The sequence below is a fragment of the Salinicola sp. NYA28a genome (assembly GCF_976982775.1).
In genome coordinates this window covers 2,019,990-2,041,898 of sequence record NZ_OZ334582.1, presented here as the reverse complement: position 1 = coordinate 2,041,898, position 21,909 = coordinate 2,019,990, and the positions used below count along the sequence as shown (strand labels likewise).

The window sequence follows — 21,909 nt, the reverse complement described above, 5'->3', positions numbered from 1 at the left end:
TCTCAAGGCGTGATTTCATAACAATATCGGACCCGCAATGCGTCTCACGACGATTCTGCTTGGCTTGCTGATGGGAAGCCTGTCTCTGTTGCCATTGACCTGCGCAGCCATGGCGGACGATAAGAGCACCCTGCTCAGAGTGGCCTATGACACCGACCCGGTGTCGCTGGATATTCACGAACAGCTTGCCATCGGCATGCTCCAGCTCTCCCATCTGGCCTTCGACCCGCTGGTTCGCTGGAACCGGAATCTTCAGCTCGAACCCCGGCTGGCCACCGATTGGGAACGACTCGACGATACGACCATGCGGCTACACCTGCGGCACGGCGTCACCTTTCATAGCGGTAACGCCTTCACTGCGAAGGATGTCGTATGGACGGTGCAGCGTCTCAAGCGGAGCCCGGATTTCCGCGCCATTTTCGCTCCCGTCGAACGCGTCGAAGCGGTCGATGACTTTACCGTCGACCTGCGGACGCGTCAGCCCTATCCGCTACTGCTCAACCTCGCGACCTATATCTTTCCGATGGACAGCCAGTTCTATACCGGCACTTCGGCCAAGGGGCAGGACAAGAGCGAGATCGTCAAGAATGGCAACTCCTTTGCCTCGAATCACCTGTCTGGCACCGGCCCTTTCGAGATCGTGTCGCGTCAGCCGGGCACCCGGATCGAGTTCAAGCGCTATCCGGATTACTGGGACGGCGATTCACCCGGCAATGTCGATCGTCTGGTCATGACACCGATCGCGGAGAATGCGACTCGTGTCGCCGCCCTGCTCGCCGATGATGTCGACTTCATCTCGCCGGTGCCCTTCAATGCCGTGCAGCGATTGCGTCACGCGGATGGCGTCAAACTGGTCACCATGCCCGGTACTCGTATCACCATGCTGCAGCTCAACGAGCAGCGGGTACCGGCGTTTCGCGATGCACGCGTGCGGCGCGCCTTTGCCTATGCGGTCAATCAGACGGCCATTGCCGAGCGCTTGCTGAAAGGTTTTGCGACACCCGCGGCGCAGATGTCGCCCAAGGGCTCCGCTGGTCACGTATCGACGCTGACACCACGCTATGACCTCGCCAAGGCCCGAGAGTTGATGCGTGACGCCGGCTACGGCGATGGGTTTTCGGTCACCCTGATGGCACCCAACAACCGCTACGTGAACGATGCCCAGACCGCTCAGGTAGCGCTGGCGATTGCCGCCATGCTGGCCAAGATCAACGTCACCGTCGAATTCGAGACGCTACCCAAGAATCAGTATTGGGTCGAGTACGACAACCGTGCCGCCGACATGATGATGATGGGCTGGTATTCCGATACCGGCGATTCCGCCAATTTCTTCGAGTATCTGACCTTCTGTCCCGATCCGAATACGGGTGCCGGGCGTTACAACGCCAGCGAGTACTGCAATCCGCAGATCGACGCGCTGGTCGACCGGGCCAACCTCACCACCCGGCCGGGCGCTCGCGCCCAGTTGCTGAGGCAGGCCGAGCAGGCGATCCATGACGATGCCCCGTTCATTCCCCTGTACTGGCAGAATCTCGCCTGGGCGGCGGCCGAACGGGTCGATATCGCGCCCGTGCTGAATGTCATGAACATGCCCTACCTGGGCGACGTGGTCGTGCAGTCTCGATGATCCTGTTTCTGATTCGGCGGCTGTGCCAGGCAGTTCTGGTGATGTTCATCATCAGCATGATCGGCTTCGCGATCCAGGGCGGACTGGGGGGGCCCGTGCAGCAGAGGCTCGGGCCAGCGGCCACCGAGGCAGAAGCCACGGCACTGCGCCACTCGCTCGGCTTGGACGACCCGCTATGGGTGCAATACCTGGATTTCGCGAACGACGCCTTGCATCTGGATTTCGGCCAATCCTACTTCTTCCACGAGCCCGCGCTCGGCGTGATCGCCCGCTATTTGCCGGCGACCCTCGAACTGGTGGCGGCCAGTGCCGTACTGACACTCCTGCTATCCGTGCCGATGGGCGTGTTCTGCGCGATCCGGCCGCACAGTTGGTTGTCAAAAACGCTGATGGGGCTATCGGTGATCGGCATCTCCGTGCCGGTCTTTCTGACCGCCATGGTGCTGATCCAGGTCTTCTCGATCGGCATCCAGGTAACGCTGTTTCCTGCGGACACCGGCTGGGGCCACTGGCTCAACCAGCTTCTCTCCATCGAAGGCGGCATGCCTGCCTATGGGCGTGGCAATCCCGTCCACGTCCTGGGAGGCTGGTACACCAATTTCGCTTCGCTGCAGGGCCTTCTCTATCTGCTGCTCCCCGCCCTCTCCCTGGCGCTGGTCATGCTGCCGCTGTTCGTCCGCCTGATTCATGCAGAGATGTTGGAAGTGCTGGAGTCGGACTACGTGAAATACGCCAGAGCCAGAGGGCTGCGGCCATCGCGCATCTATTTTCTGCATGCGCTGAAGAACACGCTGCTGCCGGTAGTGACGCTGGGCGGTGTCCAGATCGGCACGCTGGTGGCCTATACCCTGCTGACGGAGACCGTCTTCCAGTGGCCGGGGGCAGGATTGATGTTCCTCGATGCCATCGAGCGCGCCGACATGCCGCTGATCGTGGCCTACCTGATGGTGGCCGGCCTGCTTTTCGTGGTGATCAACACCCTCGTCGATCTGCTTTATCGAATGCTGAACCCGCGGGTCACGTTGAGCGGGAGAACCGCATGAGTCTCGAAACCCGCTCCTCGGCAACCGTCTGGCGTCGCTTCCGCGGCTCCCATTTCCTTTACCGGTTGCAGCGAAACCGCCGCGCCCAGGTCTGCCTGGCACTGTTCGTGCTGATCATGGCAAGCGTACTGCTAGCCCCCTGGATCGCGCCCAGCAACCCTTACGATCTCGCACAAATCAGCCTGCTGGATTCCGAATTGCCACCGTTCTGGATCGCGGGCAGTGAACCTGTCCATCTGCTGGGCACCGACGCGCAGGGCCGGGATCTGCTCTCGAGCATCCTTTACGGCGCACGCGTGTCGGTTGCGATCGGCTTCGGTGCGGTGCTGCTGCAATCCGTGCTGGGCACGGCGCTGGGGCTGCTCGCGGGTTACCGAGGAGGCATCGTCGATGCGTCACTGATGCGGCTGGCCGATATCCAGCTATCCTTCTCGACCTTGATGATGGCGATCATCGTCGGTGCCGTGGTCAAGGCAGCATTCGGCGGCGCGTTCTATGGCGACTACGGCGTCGTGATCCTGATACTGATCATCGGTCTGAGCGAATGGCCCCAGTACGCCCGGACCGTCAGGGCGAGCGTCCTGGCGGAGAAACAGAAAGACTATGTCGACGCTGCTCGCGTGCTGGGCTTCCCGAGTTACCGCATCATGTGGCGACATATTCTGCCCAATACCTTGTCGCCGATTTTCGTGCTCTCCACCATCCAGGTCGCCAACGCCATCATGGCCGAAGCGGCGCTATCGTTTCTGGGTCTGGGGATGCCGGAGACCGAACCGTCATTGGGCTCGCTGATCAAGTCGGGATTCGACTACCTGCAGTCCGGTTCCTGGTGGATCACGCTGTTGCCGGGGCTGTTTCTGGTGACGCTGGTCCTGGTCATCAACCTGCTGGGGGATTGGTTGCGCGATACGATGAATCCTCGTCTTCACAAGGGATAACGCCATGGCGCTGCTGGAGGTCGATCACCTCGATGTCCGTTTCCCGCTGCGGCACGACGAGATCCGCGCGGTGCGTGACGTGAGTTTCGCGCTCGAACGTGGCGAGCGGCTGGGTATCGTTGGAGAGTCCGGCGCCGGCAAGTCGGTGCTCGCCTTCAGCCTGCTGAAACTGCTTTCCCGGCCGGGATACATCGCCGGCGGTCGCGTTCGGTTCGAAGGACGCGAACTGACGACACTTTCGGATCGCCAACTGCGCAGGATTCGGGGTAACCGCGTGGCGATGATATTCCAGGATCCGCTGACGACGCTCAATCCGGCCCTGACCATCGGCCGGCAGATGATCGAGAGTCTCAAGGCCCACCGCCGGATCTCCGAGCGCCGCGCACGGGCCATCGCGCTGCACAAGCTGCGCCAGGTGCAGGTGTCGTCTCCCGAGCAACGTTTCGAGCAGTATCCGCATCAGCTCTCCGGTGGGCTCTGCCAGCGCGTGGTCATCGCCATCGCGCTGCTGCTGGACCCCGACATCATCATCGCCGACGAGCCCACCACCGCTCTCGATGTCACCCTCCAGGCCGAAATCATCGCCCTGCTCACGCAGCTATGCGACAAGCACAACGTCGGCCTGATCGTGATCTCCCATGATCTCGGCGTCATCGGTCAACTGACACAGCGCCTGCTGGTCATGTATGCCGGCCGTATCGTAGAGCAGGGGCCGACCCGGGAGATCATCAACGATGCCCAGCACCCCTATACGCAAGGATTGATCAATGCCCTGCCCCAGATGACGTTGCCCAGACAGCGCCTGGCGCAGATCCCCGGCAACATGCCGAGCCTTGCCCGGGTGCCGGACGGTTGCGCCTTTCATCCCCGATGCCGTTACCGCTTCACGCCACAAGGGCGGCTGCGTCAGGCATGCGTGGAACAGGTCCCCGAGGCCGTCTCTTCCGGCGGCAGCCAGGTTGCCTGCCACTGGGTTCGTGAACTGATCACGACCGTGCCGATCGAGGAAGAAACGACATGAACCTCGCCGACTCGCTGCAGACCCTGGGACGCGCGGCCGATGTGTCCGCCCCGCTGGTCACGGTTCGTGGCTTGCACAAGCGCTTCGCGCTGCATCCCGGCCGCCTGCTGCCGTGGCGGTTCGACAAGCGTCGACGCGGCTGGCACCGCCAACGGATTCATGCGGTCAACGGCGTCGACCTGGATATTCAGCGCGGCGATGCGCTCTGTGTGGTGGGGGAATCGGGATGTGGCAAATCGACCCTGGCACGGCTGATCATGGGTTTGCTGACAGCCAGCGAAGGGGAAGTCCATTACGACGGCCAGCGCGTCGACCGTCTCGACGCGAAACAGTGGCGCCCGTTTCGTCGGCGCATGCAGATGATCTTCCAGAACCCTGATTCATCGCTGAATCCGCGTTTGACGGTGCGCCAGACCCTCGAGGAGCCCATTCGCTTCCATCATCCCGCCTGGTCGCATTCGAAGATTCACCATCGGGCCGATGCGCTGATGGCCGACGTGGGTATCGATATCGGCTGGGGCGAGCGCTTCGCCCACGAGCTCTCCGGAGGGCAGCGGCAACGTATCGCCATCGCCAGGGCGCTCAGCGTGGATCCCGAGTTCCTCGTGGCCGACGAGCCCGTCTCCGCCCTGGATGTCTCGGTGCAGGCCCAGATCATGAATCTGCTGATGGACACTCAGGCGGAACGTCGTCTGACCTACCTGTTCATCACCCATGATCTGGCGGTCGTCGAGCACTTCGCCACACGAGTCGCGGTCATGTACCGGGGAACGATCTGCGAGCTGGCGGATGCCGATACGCTCTTCGCCCAACCCCGGCATCCGTATACGCGGGCGCTGTTGGCGGCGAGCCCGCGTCTGGAAGATATCGATGCCGAGCCACTGCGTCTGAGCGACGACGCGCCGCCCCCGATCGAGACGCCGAGCGGGTGCGTGTTCCGGGAACGCTGCCCCTACGCCAACGCCCGCTGTCAGCGGGAGACGCCGACAGCACTCGTTCTCCGGGACGGCCGGCGGGTCGCGTGCCACGCCGTCGAGGAGGGGCGCATCCCGTGATCGCCTTCGATAGTCGCTCAATGGCGTATCGGGTAGGCTGGTTCGAGTCGGTTCTTGCGAGTCGGTTCTTTTTCGAGACAGTTCTTTCGAGACAGTCCTATGTCGATGAAGTGATTGGCCAACCCACCGTCCGGCGGATCGCAACCGCGTGATTTACGATAGAGAACACCATGGAACTACGTTGGCTGGAGGACTTCATCGTCCTGGCCGAAACGCGTCATTTTTCTCGTGCCGCCGATCAACAGAACGTCACCCAACCGACCTTTTCGCGCCGCATCAAACTGCTCGAGGAGTCGATGGGCGCCACGCTGGTCAATCGTCAGACATTGCCGCTCAGTCTGACCCCGGCCGGCGAGGAGTTCCTCATTCTGTGCAATCAGATTACCGAGCGAGTGCGAGTCACGCGCGAGCGATTGCAGAACCTCGCCCGAGAGGACTCGCGTCGCGTCAAGCTGGCGGCGCCCCAGAGCCTGGTGACGCACTTCGTCCCTTCATGGCTGGAAACGAATGCCATCCAGTCGCAGGTCGAGCCCTACCTGCGTGCCACGAGCTGGCTGGTCGGGGAGTATTTTCAGGCACTGGAACGTGGCGAAGTGGATCTGGCGCTGTGTTACTGGCCGGAAGGCCGCACCGCACTCGATATCGATCTCAGTGGCGTGCGCTACCTCGAGATCGGCGAGGAGCGGCTGATCCCTGTCTGCCTGGCAGATGCCGACGGCCAACCGCGTTTCGCCCTGCCCGGCCACAAGCGGGAGCCGATGCCGCATATCGCCTATCATCCCAGCGGATTGATTGCCGCAGCGCTGCAGGCCCACTGGAGCCGCTCGCGCCAGGAAGTGCATCTGTCCACGCTCAACGAGAACGTCCAGACGTCCAACATTCGCGAACTGGTTCAGCAGGGTTACGGACTTGGCTGGCTACCCTGGCGCACGGTTCGTCATCTTCTCGAAACTGGCGAGCTGACACGTGCTGGTGACCAGCGTTGGGATGTGCCGCTATCGTTACGCCTCTACTTTCGGCAGGACAGTCGGCATCCCACGCTACCTGGGTTGTTGACTCGACTCGCTGCCGGTTCAACGACAGGAAACGCCCAATGACCGCTCATACAGATACCGTCGACGTGCTCCAGCGTGCCCATCTGGACCGTCTCCAGGCGGCGTACGCCGATATTCTTGCTGTCCAACGGTTCGATGCCGTTCTCATCTACAGCGGCCATGCCGGTGTCCACTTCGCCGATGACCAGGAAGCCTCCTTCAGGAGCTACGGTCATTTCGCCCACTGGACCGGGGCCAGCCATCATCAGCACGACTGGCTGCTGATTCAGCCGGGTAGTTCGCCCCGCTGGTACTACTACGCGCCGGCCGATTTCTGGCACCTGGCCACGCCAGCGCCGACGGGCGTATTGGCAGAAGTCATGACGCTACAGCCGCTGCGCGATACCGGCTGGCCACCGAAGGGCGACGTGACAGCCCGTCGTCTTGCGGTGATCGGCGATCTGGAAGCGTCGTCGCTGCCGGCCGGGGCCGAGCTCAACCCGCCGGCGCTGTTGGTAGCGCTGGACGAATTGCGCATGTACAAGGACGACTACGAGCGCCATTGCCTGTTCGTTGCCAACCAGCGGGCCCTGAGGGGGCATGATGCGGCCCGCGATGCCTTTGCCGTGGGCGCCAGCGAACTGGATATCCAGCTCGCCTATCTCGCGGCGACGCGCCAGCGGGAATCTCAGGTGCCTTACCAGAACATCATCGGCATCGATCACCACGCGGGCACCCTGCACTATCAACACTATGACGTGGAGGCACCCGGCACGCCGAAGTCGCTGCTGGTCGACGCCGGCCATTCCCATGCTGGCTACGCGGCGGATATCACCCGCACCTGGGCTTCCGTTCACGCCGATCCGCTGTTCGAGCGACTCATCCAGGGCGTCGCCGACTACCAGCAGCGTCTGATTTCGCGGCTGGCTCCAGGACTGGATTTCGTCGAACTGCACCGGGAAATGCACCGCCATCTGGCCGAGCTGCTGGTCGAAACCCGACTGATCTCGATCAGCGCCGAAGCGGCCGTGGAGAGCGGCCTGACACGCGCCTTCTGTCCTCACGGGCTCGGCCATAGCCTGGGCATTCAGGTTCATGACGTGGGCGGCCGGCAGCGCGACGGACAGGGAACGCCGTTGCCGCCGCCGGCCGAGGATCCTGCCCTGCGCCTGACACGCACGCTTGACGTCGGCATGGTGGTTACCATAGAACCGGGTTTGTACGTGATTCCCATGTTGCTCGAGCCGTTTCGCCAGGGCGCGCAGCGTGAAGCCGTCGACTGGGCCGCAGTCGACCGGCTCCAGGATCACGGTGGCATCCGGATCGAGGATAACGTGATCATCACGGCCGATGGCCACGACAATCTGACCCAGGGCGGACCGATCGCCGAGGATTGAACCCATCCATGGCAAACACGATCGTATCGGCTGATTTTCGCGCGCCGCCGGGGCTGCGCAACGCGCACGTCCAGACACTGCTGCCGCGACTGCTGCCCGGCGGATTCCTGGCGAAAGATACCGAGATCGTGAACCTGCCGGATGGCGATTTCGTCGAGCTGGCCTGGGCCCGCCCAGCCCCGCCTCGCGACGACGCGCCGATCTTCCTGCTATTCCATGGTCTGGAAGGTTCCTTCGATTCGCCCTACGCCCGCGAACTGCTCCATGCCGCGGCGCGAATGGGCTGGCGCGCCGTGCTGATGCATTTTCGCGGCTGCGGACAGACGCTGAACCGGTTGCCGCGAGCCTATCATTCAGGGGACACCGCCGATGCCTACTGGATCATCGGCCGACTGGCACAGCGCTATCCCGAGGCACTCATGGTGGCGACAGGGGTATCTCTAGGTGCGAACATGCTGTTGAAACTGGTAGCCGAACAGGGTGGCGACGGTCTGCCGCTGGAGGGCGCCATCGCGATCAACGCCCCGCTGGATCTCGCCGCGAGTGCCGATACGCTCAATCAAGGGTTCTCACGGCTCTATCAGCGCTATCTGCTGCGCCAACTCAAGCGCAAGGTTCTGACCCGACTGCGGACGACCCCGTTGCCGTTGACGATCAGCGCGCAGCAGATTCGACAGTTGGACAGCTTCTGGGCCTACGACAATGAGGTCACCGCCCCGCTGCACGGCTTTCACTCTGCCAGCGATTACTATCGACGAGCCTCGGCGGGGCCGTTACTGGGGGAAATCGAATTGCCGACGCTGATCCTGCATGCGGATGACGACCCGTTCATGCCGCCGGATCTGTTCGCTCGCCTGCCGGCACCCTCGCCATCGGTGCGGGTGGAAATTGCCCGCCACGGCGGCCACGTCGGTTACGTGGAAAGACGCGGCGGACGCCTGGGTCCCTGGCTGACCCGGCGCATCGAAGCGCAGCTGCAGCAGTGGGCGCCGCGCAAACTTAGCCAGATGGCTCCCTCCCCTCAGCTCGATCACTGAATCGATCCTCAGGCCAGGCAGCGGAGAGAGCCGCAGACTCAAGCAATGCCTGATCGGCGATCAGGCCGGTAGCGGACAGGTAACGCCCGTTCCCTTCAGGCCACAGTAGCCATTGGGATTCTTGGCGAGATACTGCTGGTGATACTCTTCGGCGTAGTAGAACGTATCCAGCGGACGGATCTCGGTGGTGATCTCCCCCAGGCCTTGGGCTTGCAGCGCCGTCTGATACTCGTCCCGGCTCCGCTCGGCCACCGCTTGCTGCTTCTCGTTGGTGGTATAGATCGTCGAACGATATTGCGTGCCCAGGTCGTTGCCCTGCCGCATTCCCTGGGTCGGATCATGAGCTTCCCAGAAGGCGCCCAGCAGCGACTCGAGCGTGACACGGCCCGGATCGTAGACGACCAGCACGACTTCGGCATGGCCCGTCCTGCCGGTACAGGTCTCTTCATAGGTCGGATTCGGCGTGATGCCGCCGGCATAGCCCACGGCAGTGACGACGACGCCATCCAGTTCCCAGAACAGCCGCTCCGCCCCCCAGAAGCACCCCAGCCCCAATACGATCTGCTCGGTGCCGGCCGGGAAAGGCGGTTGCATCGCAGCGCCATTGATCAGGTGTTCACCGCTGATCTGAATGGGCGTATCGCGGCCCGGGAGTGCTGTCTCCGCAGTCGGTAGCGATTCGGAACGTCGTTGAAACATGGCTTACCTCCGGATGATCGAAGAGGCGCCCGGCATTGCCGGACGCCGATAATGTCGGGCGAGCCCCTTGGATGAGCGTCTCAGGTATCGCTGGCGCGGCCCAGGCTGAAGGTGTAGATCAGATCGACGGCCTGCGCGGCGCCGGAAACGGCCTGCAGATAGAGATTCTGAATCAGGCGATAACCCAGGGTCAGCTCGGCGATGGGAGAGAATATGCCGACGCCGTAGCTCACCTTCAAGTCGTCGAAGACATAACCGCTGACCACCACCTGACTGTCGTCGCCCGACCCCGACGCATCGAGACTCAGATCCTGCACGCCGAACGCCTGGCCGACCTGTCCTACGGCACTGCCGGTCTGCGACAGCGAGAGCCCGATCAACGCCGAGGTCAAGGCGTCGTCGCCGCTGCCGGAATCCTCGGGCGCTCGGCCCCGAAGAATATAGGACAGGGCGCGGCTCTCCGTCATGGCGGGTTCGGAGAAGATCGTCAGACGCGGTGACGAAGCCGAGCCGGTTACCCGCAAGCCGGCGATTACGTCGTCTTCGGTGGTATCCGGATTGCGGATGGCCTCGAACTGCAGACTCGGCTGGGACGCCGGCCCGCTGAACAATACCTGCCCCTGGCGAATGATCAGATCCTGCCCGAACGAGGTGTAGGTGCCGTCGACCAGATTGACGTCGCCATAAAGCTGGACCGGACCGGTGCCCTGACGCACCTGCAGCTCGCCGGTGAGCCCGGCTTCGAGACCGTAGGCCTCCAACTGCATGTCCGGCCCGAGATGCAGGTTGACGCGGACATCGAGCTGCATCCCCGCATCGGCCAGGGCCTGAGCCGTACCGGCGCCCTCTTCGTTTTGCCGGGCCGCAGCTGCGGCCTGCTGCTGGCGATCCTCCTCCTCGGTAATGATGACCGCATCGCTGCTGGGCGCCTGCGCCGACGAAGGAATCTGGCCAATCTCCAGACGCGCCCAGGGGACGCTGACATCGCCGCGAACCTGAAGCCGCTGCGGCATCGCCTGAATCTGCAGATCCGGGGCAACCCTCAGGCGGCCGTAGGCCGGCATCGCTACCATCAGCGGTGCTTCGGTGCCGTCGATGTCGACGTTGGCTTGCCAGTTGGCCGGATCCTGCCAGTTGGCATTCCCCGAGAGATCGAGCCGGCCCTCGTCGCTCTGCACGAAGCCCTGCAGCGTCGACGACTGGCCTTGCAGGGCCAGTGACAGCTGGGCGTCGGTGATCGCGACCGGCGATACGCCGCCCTTGACCTGGATGCCATCGATGGTGATATCGCCATTCAGCGCCGGCATGGCAAGCGTGCCGCCTAGCGCCACATCGCCGTTGATGGCGCCTTCCAACTGGTCGATTCCCGCCACCAGTGGTCGGTAGGGGCTGAAACGGAGATCGCTCATCTGCAGACGCCCTTCCAGCGTGCCGTCGCCCGCGGGATCGTCGATCCGAGCCTGCAGCCGAATCCGGCCCGCGTCTTCCAGTTGCAGATCGAGCTGGGTCCGGGCCCGCTGCTGATCGGCATCCAGCGACAGCGATATCGTCGCCGCCGGCACCTGCCACGGCGCGCCTCGTGCATCGACGCCGCTGACCGTCACGTCACTGTCGATATCGGCGTCGGCGGCCCAGGCCTGACCACCTCGCGACCAGCTGGCGACGATATCACCGTTGGTCTGGCCCTCGACCTGCCACTCTTCGGGCATGAAATCGTTGAGCAGCGCCATGGGAAGATCGTCAATCGACAGCGCGGCTCGCCCTTGAGCTGCCGAGGCATTCATGCGCTCGGTCAGACAGAGCGCGCCGCCCTGCTGCCGGTCGAGGCAGAACGGGGAAATCGTCGCACTGGAATCAGCGAGATTGGCCGTAAAGTCCAGGGAATCGCGCAGCCCGATATCACCATAGTCGGTCGAGGCGGACAATCTCGAGAACGCGCCCTGATAATGCTGGAAAGCGCTATCGAGGCCGCCTTGAAGGCGGATGGACGCCTGCGAAACCGGAAGGCCCTCGCCACCGCTTACATCGAGCGACAGCTGATGCCGGGACAGTCGCCCGGCGAGATCGAGCTCGACGGATCGAATCTGCTGTCCCGCCGTCTGAATGCCGCTCGCTGTCAGATCCACGTCGAACTGCGGATCCTGCGTTCCCGTGGAGTCAGCTTTCAGTGCCAGTTGGTCGAGCCGGTTCTCGGCATAGCCGACATCGCGACCCCGAAGATCGACCGCGATCTGCGGGCGGTCCAGCGTCCCGCGGCCCTGGAACTGGCCGCTCAGTGCGCCAGAGAGATCCGGCAGGATCGTGCCCAGCGCGGGCGCATCGATATGCCCCTCGATGTCGAGATTCCGGTCGACTCGCCCGCTGGCGGTGATCCGATTATCGCCCTGGCGCAAATCGAGCTCGCGGATATTCCACTGCATCTCGCTGTTGCCATCGACCTGCGCATGCAAACTGAGAGCCCGCTGCTGAAGCCGACCGTCGATCGCCAGCCGAGGTAGCGCGAGCTGCCAGCCGCCGTCGTCGCGCATCGCGAAAGCCGCCTGAGTCTGGCCATTCAGTTGCCCGGTTATGGTCTGTGAAAAAGCGCCCAGCGGCAGCTGCTGGAAATCCAGATGCACGCTGGCGGACAGTGCCGGCGCCCAGCGCACCGTACCCTGGCTTTCGAGCTTGCCTCCCTGGCTTGCCACCTGCATCGGCTGCCAGGCGAAATGGTCGAGATCGCCTTTGCCAGCGAGTTTCAGCGTGGCGGGCGGCAACCCGGCGCCCTGTCCGGCGAGGTCGAGATCGGCGCGATAGTTCGCCAGCGTGCCATCGACGTTCAGCGCCAGGTGGTCGAGCTGATATTGCGGCGCCGTCTGCTCGATGGCCTGCACGTCTTGCAGTTCGCGGGCCGCGAGGATGGCGGCCTCATCGAGGCCATCGTCCAGGTCGGTGAAAGGCGCGAATGGGCGCGATGCCAGCGGCCAACGCAGCCGATCCGCATTGAGGTTCACGGAGAACGGCAGCCCCGGTTCGAAGGCTTGAATCCGGGCATCTAGCGCTGCCTCGGCATTACCGGCCGTGCGCAGCTGGATATCCAGATCGTCGAGCGTGCCCTTGGCATCGAGTGTCATCGTCTGGCCGTAGACCGGCGCGCGGGTCACCCGTCCCTGTAACGACAGGGCAAGCGGAATATCCCCCTCGAGCTCGGCACTGGCGGTAAGCTCGGCATGGCCATCCGGTGCATCCAGCATCAGCCGCTGGATCTCGATCCTGCGATCGACGGCGGAGAAAGAGAGCGCCAGTCGGTTCAACCGTTGCGGACTCGGGCCTTCGAGGCTGACGTCGCTGATCGTCACGCTCGGTGCTTCGATCTCCAGCGGCAACTGGAGACCGGGCAACTGCTCGCGAAGCGCTGCGAGACTCTGCTCGATCCGTTCGACGCGGGCGTCGGTCCGGTCGGGGTCTGCCTCGGCAACGTTGGCGGCAGCGGCCAGCGTCAGCGGCGTCAATGCCATCGTCACGGGGTTGTCGGGAAGCGTGTCGGGAAGCGCTGCCGGCGGCGTGTCGGTGATCGAGGCCGGTGGCGCGTCGGTGATCGAGGTCGATGACATCGTCGCGGTGTCGCCGACAGCATTGATGGCGACCGAGGCGTCGATGGCATCCGGACTCAGAACGCCGGTGCCGAGATCGGGCATGGCGAGCGTCTGGCCCGGACTCTCGGGCAGTCGAATACGCGTCTGTTCGAGCGACGTCGGTAACAGTTTCAGATGGTTGCCGGACATTTCGGCGCCCGTCTGGAAGTGCTGCCAATGGATATTGGTGCCATCGACCAGCCGAATGCCGACGTCATCCAGACGAACCTGGCGAATCTCGATAGGCAGCGGAACGGCAATCGACGGCATGCCGCCGCTCTCTTCCGCTGCGGGCGCCGGCGGAGGCTGGGAATCGCTCTCGCCCAGTCGAATACGGGCGCCGGTGACGCTCAGATCGTCGAGACACACGCGGCCCTTGAGCAGGCAGTCGTCGGCCCAGGCAAGATGAAAACTGTCCACGGCGATATCCAACGTCCCGGCTGACAGGCGTAGCCCCTCGATGGTCAGTTCATCGAGCGGCGCCCCCTCGAAACGTTGCGCCTCGACCCAGCCACGCGACTGGGCCTGCTCGAACAGCCATTGGCTGCCCCAGGGCGACAGACCCAGCCCGGCGAGCGTCAGAATCAGGCCCAGCAGCCACAGGACCAGGAACAGCAGCAGTCGAATCAGAATTCCGGTCCGATGGAGAAATGGAGACGCCAAGAGTCCTCCTCGTCGTCAAACGGATGGGCGATATCGAAACGGATCGGCCCGACGGGTGATATCCAGCGTACGCCGACGCCAGCGCCGGTCTTGAGTTCGTCCGGCCACCATTCGTCGAACGCGTTGCCCGTATCGACGAACGTGGCGCTCCAGAAGTTGCCGGTCAGGTGGCGTTGATACTCGATGCTGCTGGTCAGCATGTGCTGACCACCGAGAAGCTCGCCGTCCTCGTTTTCGGGCGAAAGACTCTCGTAGGAGTATCCGCGGATACTCTGGTCGCCCCCGGCGAAGAAGCGCAGCGATGGCGGGATCTTGTCGAAGGTATTGGTGGCCATGGCGCCACCACCGATACGGCCGACGAAACGGTTCTCGCTGCCGAGCATTCTCACCCACTGGGAATCGAAGGTGGTCCGCACGAAGCGAGCATCCGATCCCCAGGCCGGGTCCGACCATTCCAGTGTCAACTGTTGCCTGTCGCCCCAGCTCGGGAAGGTCTGGTTGCGCTTGCGAGTGCGCGACCAGCTGATGCCGGGATAGAGCAGCAGTACGGCATCGTCCTGGTCGGCCTGGGTAAAGTTCTCGTAGGTGGTCTGCCAGTAGAGATCCTGCGCCCAACCATTGGAGAATTCCCAGTGACGTGCCATCTGGACCGAACTCTCGAAGCTCTTGGTGTCCTCGTTATCGATGTTCTTGAGGCCGTAGCGAACGCGATAACTGTCTCTCAGCGGGTTCTCGAGCGGAATCGTGTATTCTCCCGAGAAGCGCTGTTCGGGCGCGGAAAGATACAGCGAGTTGGTCAGGCTGTGACCGTAGCGATTCAGCCAGGGTATGGTCCAGGAGAACTGGGTGCGCGGCCCCACATCGGTAGCATAACCCACGCCGACCTCGAACTGATGGCGATCCGCCGGGGTCAGCTCCACATCGACAGGCACGACCATGGGTCGGCCGACCATGGGTCGGCTATCGGTTATTTCCCTGGCCACGTTCAAGCCCGGCCCACCCAGCACCGAATTGGGATCGGCGGTCGTGTCACGGCCGGTCGCCTCGCGCCACCACTGGCTGGGGGCTGCGGGAGACGACTCTTCGTTGACGCGCGGTCGCACTGCCACGCCACTGAACCAGTTGGTCTGCCCCAGATTCTGATTGAGCGTGGCCAGATCGCCGGCGAGATAGGGCTCTCCCGGCTCGAACGGGACCATGTTCTTCAAGCGGTGCTGCTGGATCTGACTGCCTCGAAAGTGGACATGCCCAAATCGGTAGCGTTGGCCGCTGTCGAAGTCGAGAAAGATGCGGGCGCTGCTTTCCCAGGGGCGCACTTCGATACGTTGCTGGCTAAAGCGTGAATTGAAATAGCCTCGCTCCAGGGCCAGCGTCGACAGTCTGCCCTTGAAGCCGTCATAGCGGGAATGCAACAACGGGTCACCGACCTTGAGCGGGTTCGACCGCATGGCTTGCTCGAACGCCTCGTCCTCCTTGGCATCACCATCGAGGGAGACGTTGACCTGCGTGATTTCGGTACGTTTGCCCGGCTCGATATCGATGACGACGCGTTCGTTGTCCTCGTCGGGATAGCGAGTGGCAAGTTCGACGTTGTAGTAACCGAACGCCTGAAGGGCCTGCTCGGTTCGGTTCCTTACTACACCGTCGAGGCGTTCGCGAGTGGACTGGCTGTCGGCCTCGAGCTCGGAAAGCATATTGACGACATTGTCCGCGGGCGCCCCGCTCAATCCCTGCACGGTGACATCCAGCGCCCAGACTTGCCCCGCGGCAGGCAGCCCCAGGCAGATCAGTCCCATCCTCAAGACATTGATATGAGACGGGACCTTGGCTTGAAACATCGACTCAACCTCCGCCGCGCTGTAGATCAGAGACATTGGTAATCAGCGAGGCGACACGTCGCGTCAGCTGGGCGCGACTGGCCTCGAGTGATCCCAGTCTTTCTTTGAGTTCGCGAATCTGAGAAGCGCTGACCCCGGCGGGCAGATCATCGACGCGTGACTGCAAGGATTCGAGACTGGCATTGAGAGCGGTTTGCCCCTGCCGAAGTTCCGTCAGCGAGCTGCGAACCTGTTCCAACTCGTCCGTGGGCGGTGTCTCCTGCTGCGAGAGCGTATCGACCCGGCTTTCCAACGTCGCCAGCGTGGACTGCAGGTCCGTCAGCGCGGCTTGAGTATTCGAGCCTTCGATCTCTTCGAGCTGCTTCGAGAGCGCTTGCTGATCCTGACGCAGCGTATCGAGCGAGGCGACGAGCTGGTCCGATTGCGTCTGGCTGGCCTGCTCCAGCCGATCCAGAGCGTCGTTCACGGCGGTGATGCGCTCGTCCTGCTGCTGTTGACCGCCTTCGAGCGTGGTCAGCCTTGCCGATAGCGCGCCGCGTTCGTCCTCGCCAGTACTTTCCAGTGCCGTGAACGAGGATTGCAGCGTCGCGATCAAATCACGCAGGTCCTGGTCGGTGTGCTGGAGCGATTCGAGTTGCTGCGCGGTCTGGTCATTTTCGCCAGAATTCGCGACTCTGGTTTCCAGACTACCCACCGCCGCTCGGGTCGCCTCGAACTGATCGCGCAGCCGATCGAACTCGGCGCGCAGACTTTCCCCGGAAGCGTCCAATGTCGAACCGGTCGCATCCAGGCGCTGATTGAGCTTGGCGATCTGGGCATCCTGCGCCTGCAACCTCTGCCAGAGTTGCCAGCCTCCGGCCCCCGCGCCAGCGATCAACAGCAGAATGAAAAACCATAACGGCCACACCCTGGGCGGGCGCCGCCCGGGAGATCCCTGGTAATGGCGCGCGCCCGTTCGGGGTGTCGTCATGTCGCTGCGATCGGGAACGATGGTCGGGGGTGCGCGATGCTCGTCGGATTGTGATGGCATTGACGTCGTATACCTTGCCAATAGTGATGCTGTCGCTGATGGAAACGGGCGATGTGTTTGGCGTTCGCTGGTGCGGACACCGGAAATCGTCTCGCCGGCCACCTACTTTCGGCGTCATCGCGCCAGGGGAATCAGCGTCGGAAGCCGGCCTCGAACGGCCGAAGGATTACGTTACGTGAAAGCCGTTGCGAAGCCTAGGCTTGGCAACGCAGGGTTCGCATGATAACAGCCGCGGTGGAGATATAGGCATCGAATTGGGATCTCGGCTGGGTTCGCGGTAGCATGCCCGCGATCTGCCTCGCCCGTTTCGGCCCGTATCTGCCGCTAACCGTCTTCCAACCCTGTCGATGAGTACGATGTCCCACCTCGCGTCCCGATTCGAATTACCTGCACTTCCGTTCGAGCGCCATTCGCTGGAGCCCGAAGTGTCCAGAGCCCAGGTCGACCTGCTCTATAGCCATCACCATCGCCGTCACATCGACGCCCTCAATGCGCGACAGTCGCCAGATGACAATCTCTCCCTGGCCGCGCTGGCGAACACGGGGGACGAAACCGTGCGCCATCATGCCCAGGAAGCCTGGAACCTGGTGTTCTTCTGGCACGGACTGAGCGCGCGTGGCGTGGAAGTACCCGGGGCACTGGCCCGTCGGATCGATACCGCTTTCGGCGGCGTGGGGGCACTGCAATATCAGTGGCGAGCCCGGATCGACGCGAGCGAGGCCGGGTGGTCGTGGCTGGTGATCGATGCCGAAAACACGTTGCAACTGACGACATCGGCGCCGGGGCGTTTTCCCGTCGGAACGATCCCGTTACTGGCGATCACGCTGGCCGAAGATGCCTACCGAATCGACCATCGAGGTCTGCGAGGAGAGTATTTCGATGCGCTATGGCCGCATTTGAACTGGGAGTACGCGCAACTCAACAGCGAAGTGGCTGAATGAGCGCTGGCCGGACTGGCCAGCGCGGGTTTGAAGGGTGTTGCTGACGGGAACCTAGGCTCGACGCCCGATACCGCGGTAGACGAATCCCCGCGAGGCGACATAGGCCGGATCGTAGATATTGCGACCATCCAGAATCAGCGGCGTGTTGAGCGCCTGCAATAGACGTCGCCAGTCCGGGTTCCAGTAACACTTCCACTCGGTCACCAGCATCAGGGCATCGGCGCCTTCGCAGGCGCTGTAGAAGTCGCCTTCGCACAACTCCAACTGCGGGTGATCGGGGTAGAGCTGACCCAGCGCATGCAACGCTGCCGGGTCGTGCACCTTGACCGTGACACCCTGCGCCCACAGCGCTTCCAGCAGCGTCAGCACGGGCGCATGATCGATCCGAGCGGTGCCCGGCTTGAACGCCGCCCCCCAGATCGTGACGGTACGACCTTCGAGTTCACCCTTGAAATGGTTCCAGAGCTTGCGGAACAGCGTCTCTTTCTTGCTCTCGTTGATGTCGAGGACATGTTCGAGCAAGTGGGACTCACGCCCCGTCGAGTGCTGGACATCGGCCAGACGCATCAGATCGCGAGAGAAGTTGGGGCCACCAAAGCCGCAGCCGGGGTAGAGATATTCGAAACCGATACGCGTATCGGCCCCCATCCCCTGGCGCACGTATTCGACATCCACTTCGAGCGAGTCGGCCAGACCGGCCAGCTCGTTCATGAAGCTGATACGCGTGGCCAGCATGCCGTTGATGGCGAGCTTGGTCAGCTCCGCAGCACGACGAGGCATCAACTGGAACACTTCGTGACGCCGATTGAAGGCGCGCAGCAGTTCGCGAATCTGCTGGGTGCCCCACTCTTCCTCGCTACCCAGCAACCAGTGCGCCGGGCGCGTGAACGTCTCCCACGCGCGCCCTTCCTCGATACGGTCCGGCAGCGCGACGGCCACCTGCCCGGAGTGTCCCAGCAGTGCCTCGAGCTTCTCCGTCTGCCCTACGGGGAAGGTGGAATTGTTGACGACGACCAGGGGCGTGCTCTGGCGCCCCGGCACCTGCCTGACGTAGCTCTCGGCGGCTTCACGCTGATCCGGCGACAGGGCCAGCCAGTGGACGTCCGCATCGGTATCGGCCGGCACCTCTTCGACGATCACCAGCTGGCCGGAGTTCTGGCCGGCAAGGATCTGATCCTTGAGTCCCGGCTCGCTGATCACCCAATCGGCATTGGCCAGACTTTCCCAGGGGAAATCGGCATGCGGCATCCAGGTAACCTGATGCCCGACCGAGCATAATGCGGCTGCGGCAGTCGCCGCGGCCAGTTCGCTACCATGTACGACCACCCGCATCGATTCAGTCCTCGGCCGCGTATTGTTTGATCAATTGACGGAAACCTTCACCCAGCGTCGGGTGCTTGCGTCCCAGCGCCAGTGTCGCCTCGAGATAACCGAGCTGACTGCCGCAATCATAGGTCTGGCCCTGCATGCGATAGGCCGCCGCGCCGCTTTTCTTGCGCAGCGTCTCGATGGCGTCGGTCAACTGGATTTCATTGCCCGCACCGGGCGGCGTTTCGGCCAGAATCGGGAAGATCTCGCCCGGCAACAGATAACGACCGATCACGGCCAGCGTCGACGGTGCCTCTTCGACCTTCGGCTTCTCGACCATGCCCGTCAACGGTGCGCTCTCGCCGGCAGCCGGCTCGTCGCCTTCCAGCGCCACGATGCCGTACTTGTAGGTCAATTCCTTCGGTACGGTCTCGACCATGATCTGGGCCTTGCCGGTTTCGTCGAAGGCTTTGATCATGCCGGTGAGATCGTTGCTGGCCATGCCATCATCGTCGATGACGACGTCCGGCAACAGCACCGCGAACGGGTCGTTGCCAATGACCGGGCGCGCACAGAGGATGGCGTGACCCAGGCCGAGCGCTTCGGGTTGACGCACGCTGATGATATTGACGTCGTCCGGGATGATGTTGCGAAGCTCTTCGAGAAGTTCGTTCTTGCCCTTGGCTTCCAGCTGGGTCTCGAGCTCGAAATGCTTGTCGAAATGGTTTTCGATGGCGCTCTTCGAAGAGTGCGTCACCAGCACGATCTCCTTGATGCCTGCCTTTACCGCCTCGGAGACGACATACTGGATCACCGGCTTGTCGACGATCGTGATCATCTCCTTGGGAATCGCCTTGGAGGCGGGCAGACAACGTGTGCCGAATCCGGCGACGGGCAGTACGGCCTTGCGAATCATTTTTGAGGTCCTTCCCTTCCTGGGTATGAAATCAGCGGTTTGTTGGCGTCCCGATATCGGATCCTTACTGCTAGCTTAGCGGGCAAGAAGCCGAAAGCACAGTCGCAGAATGGTGACAAAATCGTGCCGCCCTTTTACCAGCTGTTTTTGCTAACTTGGCATCCAGCCAAGCTACCGTCCATAGTAGAATATCGCAAAGCCACGCACCGCTGAACCGGCTTCGAGTCGCGGCAGCGGTCGATCGACCCATCCGACGGTGCGCCGACATCCCAGGGAAGGAAGACCTATTCATGACACCATCATCTGATAACGCCGCGCTTCACGACAACGTCGCCCTCCATGGCAACGTGGACCAGGCCGAGATCGCCAAGTTCGATGCGCTGGCCAGTCGCTGGTGGGATCGTGAGGGCGAGTTCAAGCCATTGCACGATATCAACCCGTTGCGTCTTGGCTTCATCGAATCGCACGTTTCACTGGCCGGCAAGCGGGTTCTCGACGTGGGCTGCGGTGGCGGCATTCTCAGCGAAGCCATGGCCATGCGTGGCGCTCGGGTCACGGGGATCGATCTGGGGGAAGCGCCGCTGTCGGTTGCCAGGCTGCACCAGATGGAGAGCGGTGTGGAAGTCGACTACCGTCACATCAGCGTGGAGGCGATGGCGGCTGAGCATGCCGGAGAATTCGATGTCGTGACCTGCCTCGAAATGCTCGAACACGTGCCCGATCCAAGCTCGGTCATCGAAGCCTGCGCCAGGCTGGTCAAGCCTGGCGGTCACCTGTTCTTCTCGACGATCAACCGCAACCCGAAGGCATACGCCTTTGCGATCCTCGGCGCCGAATACGTGCTGGGCCTGCTGCCGCGCGGTACGCACGAATATCGCAAGTTCATCCGTCCATCGGAGCTGTCGAGCTGGTGCCGTCAACATGGCTTGCGGCTCCAGAACCAGACCGGTCTGACCTACAATCCCGTGTCACGGCGATACCGCCTGACCGCCAATGATGCCTCGGTCAACTACATGGTGCATGTGCGCCCCGAATGGACCGGAGAAGAGCGGACCGGCGGCGGCGGGCAATGAGGTCGAGTGTCTTGCCTCAAGCCTTGCTGTTCGATCTCGACGGCACCTTGATCGATACGGCACCCGACCTGGCCGAAGCCACCAATCGCCTCCGCGAACATCATGGCCTGGCGCGGTTGCCCTACGAGGTGATTCGCGCCCAGGTTTCCAACGGCGGTAGCGCGCTGGTGACACTTGCCCTCGAACTCGCCAGTGATCACCCGGAGCATGCCGTGGCCCGCCGATATCTGCTCGAGCGTTACGCGGAAGTCGTCGCCGACAATAGCCGCGTCTACCCGGGGCTGGAAGCCGTCATCGAGCGCTGGGAAGCCGGGAAGCGCGGCTGGGGCATCGTGACCAACAAGCCCAGGCTGTACGCGGAGCCGCTGGTCGAGGCGCTCGGATTGCGACCGGGCGTGCTCGTGTGCGCCGACGACCTGCCGGTCAGAAAGCCCGATCCCGAACCCCTGCTGTTCGCTGCCAGGCAGCTCGGCGTCGATGCAGGAAAGTGCTGGTATGTCGGAGATCACCGGCGCGATATGGAAGCGGCCGACCGCGCAGGCATGACCGCGGTGGCGGTCCGTTATGGCTATATCCCGGACGACGAGAATATCGATGACTGGCCGGCGGCGCGTTGGTTCGATACCTCCGAGTCGCTCGCTGAGGCTCTCTTGGCGTCGCTCGCGGAGCGCTGAG

General features: G+C 62.9%; 17 protein-coding genes. 11 read left to right on the top strand and 6 right to left on the bottom strand.

Annotated elements, in window-relative coordinates; genetic code table 11:
• The first annotated feature begins 37 nt into the window (after nt 1-37).
• The 8 genes from ACWHY3_RS09235 to ACWHY3_RS09200 all read left to right on the top strand — a co-directional run bounded on the left by ACWHY3_RS09235 (nt 38) and on the right by ACWHY3_RS09200 (nt 9,152).
• A complete protein-coding gene (locus tag ACWHY3_RS09235) occupies nt 38-1,627 on the top strand; it encodes an ABC transporter substrate-binding protein (protein ID WP_448128094.1) in 1,590 nt (529 codons plus the stop codon).
• On the top strand, nt 1,624-2,670 hold the full coding sequence (locus ACWHY3_RS09230; protein ID WP_448128093.1) for an ABC transporter permease: 1,047 nt from the start codon (nt 1,624-1,626) through the stop codon (nt 2,668-2,670). Before ACWHY3_RS09235 ends, ACWHY3_RS09230 begins: the two co-directional genes overlap by 4 nt.
• Complete coding sequence (locus tag ACWHY3_RS09225; protein ID WP_448128092.1) at nt 2,667-3,608, top strand: ABC transporter permease; 942 nt, start codon at nt 2,667-2,669, stop codon at nt 3,606-3,608. The genes ACWHY3_RS09230 and ACWHY3_RS09225 overlap by 4 nt, the downstream gene beginning before the upstream one ends.
• 4 nt (nt 3,609-3,612) lie before the next feature.
• Entirely contained in the window at nt 3,613-4,629 is a 1,017-nt protein-coding gene (locus tag ACWHY3_RS09220; RefSeq protein ID WP_448128091.1) for an ABC transporter ATP-binding protein, read from the top strand.
• Complete coding sequence (locus tag ACWHY3_RS09215) at nt 4,626-5,684, top strand: ABC transporter ATP-binding protein (protein ID WP_087719739.1); 1,059 nt, start codon at nt 4,626-4,628, stop codon at nt 5,682-5,684. Before ACWHY3_RS09220 ends, ACWHY3_RS09215 begins: the two co-directional genes overlap by 4 nt.
• 170 nt (nt 5,685-5,854) lie before the next feature.
• The gene (locus tag ACWHY3_RS09210; RefSeq protein ID WP_448128090.1) at nt 5,855-6,781 is read left to right on the top strand and encodes a LysR family transcriptional regulator; all 927 of its coding nucleotides are present in this window, start codon (nt 5,855-5,857) and stop codon (nt 6,779-6,781) included.
• Complete coding sequence (gene pepQ, locus ACWHY3_RS09205; RefSeq protein ID WP_448128089.1) at nt 6,778-8,115, top strand: Xaa-Pro dipeptidase; 1,338 nt, start codon at nt 6,778-6,780, stop codon at nt 8,113-8,115. Before ACWHY3_RS09210 ends, pepQ begins: the two co-directional genes overlap by 4 nt.
• Before the next feature lie 8 nt (nt 8,116-8,123).
• A complete protein-coding gene (locus ACWHY3_RS09200; RefSeq protein ID WP_087719735.1) occupies nt 8,124-9,152 on the top strand; it encodes a hydrolase in 1,029 nt (342 codons plus the stop codon).
• Between the two features lie 60 nt (nt 9,153-9,212).
• Here the strand turns inward: ACWHY3_RS09200 and msrA are convergent, their stop codons facing one another.
• The 4 genes from msrA to ACWHY3_RS09180 form a co-directional block, all read right to left on the bottom strand.
• On the bottom strand, nt 9,213-9,851 hold the full coding sequence (gene msrA, locus ACWHY3_RS09195) for a peptide-methionine (S)-S-oxide reductase MsrA (RefSeq protein ID WP_087719734.1): 639 nt from the start codon (nt 9,849-9,851) through the stop codon (nt 9,213-9,215).
• 80 nt (nt 9,852-9,931) lie between these two features.
• Complete coding sequence (gene tamB, locus ACWHY3_RS09190) at nt 9,932-14,128, bottom strand: autotransporter assembly complex protein TamB (RefSeq protein WP_448128088.1); 4,197 nt, start codon at nt 14,126-14,128, stop codon at nt 9,932-9,934.
• Complete coding sequence (tamA, locus tag ACWHY3_RS09185) at nt 14,092-15,966, bottom strand: autotransporter assembly complex protein TamA (protein WP_448128087.1); 1,875 nt, start codon at nt 15,964-15,966, stop codon at nt 14,092-14,094. Before tamA ends, tamB begins: the two co-directional genes overlap by 37 nt.
• 4 nt (nt 15,967-15,970) lie before the next feature.
• Entirely contained in the window at nt 15,971-16,996 is a 1,026-nt protein-coding gene (locus ACWHY3_RS09180; RefSeq protein ID WP_448128086.1) for a hypothetical protein, read from the bottom strand.
• Nucleotides 16,997-17,343: 347 nt separating this feature from the next.
• Between ACWHY3_RS09180 and ACWHY3_RS09175 the strand changes: the two genes are divergently transcribed.
• A complete protein-coding gene (locus ACWHY3_RS09175) occupies nt 17,344-17,937 on the top strand; it encodes a superoxide dismutase (RefSeq protein ID WP_448128085.1) in 594 nt (197 codons plus the stop codon).
• Between the two features lie 51 nt (nt 17,938-17,988).
• Here the strand turns inward: ACWHY3_RS09175 and ACWHY3_RS09170 are convergent, their stop codons facing one another.
• Together ACWHY3_RS09170 and galU are read right to left on the bottom strand one after the other, a co-directional pair.
• A complete protein-coding gene (locus ACWHY3_RS09170) occupies nt 17,989-19,269 on the bottom strand; it encodes a nucleotide sugar dehydrogenase (RefSeq protein WP_087719730.1) in 1,281 nt (426 codons plus the stop codon).
• A gap of 4 nt (nt 19,270-19,273) precedes the next feature.
• Nucleotides 19,274-20,161, bottom strand: a complete 888-nt coding sequence (gene galU, locus ACWHY3_RS09165; protein ID WP_448128084.1) for a UTP--glucose-1-phosphate uridylyltransferase GalU — start codon at nt 20,159-20,161, stop codon at nt 19,274-19,276.
• A gap of 290 nt (nt 20,162-20,451) precedes the next feature.
• Between galU and ubiG the strand changes: the two genes are divergently transcribed.
• Together ubiG and ACWHY3_RS09155 are read left to right on the top strand one after the other, a co-directional pair.
• The gene (gene ubiG / locus ACWHY3_RS09160) at nt 20,452-21,234 is read left to right on the top strand and encodes a bifunctional 2-polyprenyl-6-hydroxyphenol methylase/3-demethylubiquinol 3-O-methyltransferase UbiG (RefSeq protein WP_448128083.1); all 783 of its coding nucleotides are present in this window, start codon (nt 20,452-20,454) and stop codon (nt 21,232-21,234) included.
• Nucleotides 21,231-21,908 carry an HAD-IA family hydrolase gene (locus ACWHY3_RS09155; RefSeq protein ID WP_448128082.1) on the top strand — a complete coding sequence of 226 codons (678 nt, stop codon included), beginning with the start codon at nt 21,231-21,233 and terminating at the stop codon, nt 21,906-21,908. Before ubiG ends, ACWHY3_RS09155 begins: the two co-directional genes overlap by 4 nt.
• Nucleotide 21,909 lies beyond the last annotated feature (1 nt).

What these genes read in the sequence shown, in the direction of transcription:
- msrA (WP_087719734.1), bottom strand. Translation starts at nt 9,851, where the DNA reads ATGTTTCAACGACGTTCCGAATCGCTACCGACTGCGGAGACAGCACTC.
- tamA (WP_448128087.1), bottom strand. Translation starts at nt 15,966, where the DNA reads ATGTTTCAAGCCAAGGTCCCGTCTCATATCAATGTCTTGAGGATGGGA.
- ACWHY3_RS09235 (WP_448128094.1), top strand. Translation starts at nt 38, where the DNA reads ATGCGTCTCACGACGATTCTGCTTGGCTTGCTGATGGGAAGCCTGTCT.
- ACWHY3_RS09220 (WP_448128091.1), top strand. Translation starts at nt 3,613, where the DNA reads ATGGCGCTGCTGGAGGTCGATCACCTCGATGTCCGTTTCCCGCTGCGG.
- ACWHY3_RS09170 (WP_087719730.1), bottom strand. Translation starts at nt 19,269, where the DNA reads ATGCGGGTGGTCGTACATGGTAGCGAACTGGCCGCGGCGACTGCCGCA.
- ACWHY3_RS09230 (WP_448128093.1), top strand. Translation starts at nt 1,624, where the DNA reads ATGATCCTGTTTCTGATTCGGCGGCTGTGCCAGGCAGTTCTGGTGATG.
- ACWHY3_RS09180 (WP_448128086.1), bottom strand. Translation starts at nt 16,996, where the DNA reads ATGCCATCACAATCCGACGAGCATCGCGCACCCCCGACCATCGTTCCC.
- ubiG (WP_448128083.1), top strand. Translation starts at nt 20,452, where the DNA reads ATGACACCATCATCTGATAACGCCGCGCTTCACGACAACGTCGCCCTC.
- ACWHY3_RS09225 (WP_448128092.1), top strand. Translation starts at nt 2,667, where the DNA reads ATGAGTCTCGAAACCCGCTCCTCGGCAACCGTCTGGCGTCGCTTCCGC.
- galU (WP_448128084.1), bottom strand. Translation starts at nt 20,161, where the DNA reads ATGATTCGCAAGGCCGTACTGCCCGTCGCCGGATTCGGCACACGTTGT.
- pepQ (WP_448128089.1), top strand. Translation starts at nt 6,778, where the DNA reads ATGACCGCTCATACAGATACCGTCGACGTGCTCCAGCGTGCCCATCTG.
- ACWHY3_RS09210 (WP_448128090.1), top strand. Translation starts at nt 5,855, where the DNA reads ATGGAACTACGTTGGCTGGAGGACTTCATCGTCCTGGCCGAAACGCGT.
- ACWHY3_RS09200 (WP_087719735.1), top strand. Translation starts at nt 8,124, where the DNA reads ATGGCAAACACGATCGTATCGGCTGATTTTCGCGCGCCGCCGGGGCTG.
- ACWHY3_RS09175 (WP_448128085.1), top strand. Translation starts at nt 17,344, where the DNA reads ATGAGTACGATGTCCCACCTCGCGTCCCGATTCGAATTACCTGCACTT.
- ACWHY3_RS09215 (WP_087719739.1), top strand. Translation starts at nt 4,626, where the DNA reads ATGAACCTCGCCGACTCGCTGCAGACCCTGGGACGCGCGGCCGATGTG.
- ACWHY3_RS09155 (WP_448128082.1), top strand. Translation starts at nt 21,231, where the DNA reads ATGAGGTCGAGTGTCTTGCCTCAAGCCTTGCTGTTCGATCTCGACGGC.